A 2,657-nucleotide genomic window follows, 5' to 3' on the forward strand; every position below is an offset into this window, starting at 1 on the left:
CGAGGTCGACGAGGACACCTCCGCCTACGACGGCGGGCACATCCCCGGCGCCGTGAAGCTCGACTGGAAGACCGAGTTGCAGGACCAGGTCCGCCGCGACTTCGTCAACAAGGAGCAGTTCGAGCAGCTGCTCTCGCAGAAGGGCATCAGCAACGACGACACCGTCGTCCTGTACGGCGGCAACAACAACTGGTTCGCTGCCTACGCCTACTGGTACTTCACGCTCTACGGGCACTCCGACGTGAAGCTGCTCGACGGCGGGCGCAAGAAGTGGGAGCTCGACGGGCGCACGCTCGACACCGAGGTGCCGCAGCGCCAGGCGACCGACTACACGGCCCAGGAGCAGGACCTCTCGATCCGCGCGTTCCGCGACGAGGTCATCGCGGCGATCGGGACGGCCACGCTGATCGACATCCGCTCGCCCGAGGAGTACGCCGGGCGGCTGCTGGCCCCGGCCCACCTGCCGCAGGAGCAGGCCCAGCGCGCGGGCCACATCCCGGGCGCCGCCAACATCCCCTGGAGCCGGGCGGTCGCCGAGGACGGCACCTTCCGCTCCGACGAGCAGCTCCGCGAGCTCTACGGCGGGGAGGGCGTGCACCCCGACGCGACGACGATCACCTACTGCCGGATCGGCGAACGGTCGTCGCACACCTGGTTCGCCCTGCACGAGCTGCTCGGGTATCCCGAGGTGAAGAACTACGACGGGTCCTGGACCGAGTACGGCTCGCTGGTCGGCGTGCCGGTCCGGACCGGTGACGAGCGCGGCTCCGTCGACCCGGCGGCGTGATCAGCGAGGGGTTCCGGACGGATTCCGCGGAACGCGACCTCTCGGGGGACGCGCCCGCCTAGCGTCCCCGTCGTGGGTGTCGACGAGGTGGTCTCGCAGGTCGGGCTGTGGTGGCCGGCCGCGGACGAGGACGGGGTGCGCGACGCGGCGCAGGCGTGGGCGCGGACGGCGGACGCGCTCGACCACGCCGTCGACGTGGGCCGCGCGGGCACCACACAGGCCACCGCGGGGTGGACCGGCGACGCGGCGCAGCGCTTCGCGCAGGCCTGGCAGCAGCACGAGGCGGCGCTGCGCGACGACGCGGCCGGCGCCCGCGCGCTGTCCGGCGCCCTGACCCGGTACGCGGACGCCGTCGCCGACGCGAAGCGCCGGGTCGAGGAGCTCGCGATCACCGCCGGGGCGACGATCGCGGCCGGGGTCGGGCTCGCGTGGCTGACCTTCGGCACCTCGGCCGCGGCGGCCGCCGGGGTCAGCGCGGGCCTGATCGCCGCGGCGAGTGCGATCGGGGTCGAGCTCTCGGCGACGGCCGCGGCGATCGCCGGCGGCGCGCTCGTCGGGGTGGCGTTCGGCGCGGTGGAGGGCGCCGTCGTCGACATGGCCGTGACGCAGCCGCTGCGGGTGCACGCGCTCCACGACGGCGAGTGGTCGAGCGCCGAGGTGGCGACCGCCGCGATGTCCGGCGGTGCCGTCGGCGGGGTGCTCGGCGGCATCGGGGCGGCCCTCCCCCGACGCGCGCTCACCACACCGGCACCCCCGACGACCGCCGCGGAGGACCTGGCCGAGATCGACGGGCTCATCAGCGCCGCCCTCGACCCGGGGAACCGCGGCGCCCTCGGCCCGCTCTTCCGGGTCGGGGTGCACGAGACCCCGACGGCGTCGTTCGCCCCGGAGCAGCGGCCGGCGGCCCAGCTGCTCTCCTCGGAGGGCCGCAGCGTCCACGCCCGCACCGACCCCGCCGCGCTGGTCCGCTCCTCCCCCGGCGACCGCGGCCGGCTCACCGAGATCGTCCGCCCCCACGAGCCGACCGCACCCGCCGTCGAGAACGCGATCCTCGACGCCAACGGCCGCCTCGCCCGCAACGGCAGCGGCGACGTCGTCATCGACGCCCGCGGCACCGGCCTCGACGCCGACACCGCCGGCCAGGGCCTCGTCGCGGCCATCACGCGGCTCATGACCCACGGCCACGAGCCGCCCGACTCGGTCCGCTTCGTCTTCGACGATCGCGACATCTACTTCCCCTGACATCTACTTCCCCCGAGGAGGCCCGAGGTGGACGACGGCTTCGCGACGCACCCCGGTGAGCTCACCGCGGCCGCCGCGCGGTTCGACGAGGCCGCGGGGGTCGTCGCCGACGCCGTCGCCGCGCTGCGGACCGCCCTCGGGGAGCTCGGGCAGCACCTCGGGAGCGACGACCAGGGCCGGGCGTTCGGGGCGCGGTACGAGCCGACGGCGGCCGAGGGGCTCACCGCGATGGAGCAGGAGGCCGGCGGGGTGCGCTCGCTCGGCGACGCCCTGCGGGCCGGCGCGCAGGACTACGGGGCGACCGAGGCGGGAGTGGCCGACGGCTGGCGGCCACCGTGACGGACCGGCGCCCACGAGATCACCGTGACGAGTGACCGCGACGCCCGCGTCGGTTGACGCGGGGGCACGGCGCCCGGGCCTACCGTCGGACGTCGGGGAACGATCACGGGAGTCGAACGTGCTGCAGATGATCCGGGACGTGCTGGTCGAGACCGTCTTCGCCGGCGCCCTCACGGCGCTGGTGCTGGGGCACGGGGTGATCGGGCTGATCCTGCTCGCCGTCGGCGGCACCCTGCTGGGCATGGCGCTGCGCGGTCACCGCTACATGTCGTTCGGCCTCTCGCGCTGA

The 2,657-nt window shown here is 75.0% G+C and carries 4 protein-coding genes; all 4 read left to right on the forward strand.

From position 1 onward, the window contains the following. A partial coding sequence (locus AC0CYZ_RS20930) for a sulfurtransferase (protein WP_472218848.1) occupies positions 1 to 787 on the forward strand: 787 nt, incomplete at its 5' end. A 72-nt stretch (positions 788 to 859) separates the two neighbouring features. Continuing rightward, complete coding sequence (locus tag AC0CYZ_RS20935) at positions 860 to 2,029, forward strand: WXG100 family type VII secretion target (protein ID WP_472218850.1); 1,170 nt, start codon at positions 860 to 862, stop codon at positions 2,027 to 2,029. Positions 2,030 to 2,056: 27 nt separating this feature from the next. Then, positions 2,057 to 2,368: a hypothetical protein gene (locus tag AC0CYZ_RS20940; RefSeq protein WP_472218852.1), complete on the forward strand. Its 312-nt coding sequence runs from the start codon at positions 2,057 to 2,059 to the stop codon at positions 2,366 to 2,368. Between the two features lie 118 nt (positions 2,369 to 2,486). After that, positions 2,487 to 2,657, forward strand: a complete 171-nt coding sequence (locus tag AC0CYZ_RS20945; RefSeq protein ID WP_472218854.1) for a hypothetical protein — start codon at positions 2,487 to 2,489, stop codon at positions 2,655 to 2,657.

It is taken from the genome of Actinomycetospora sp., assembly GCF_055612215.1.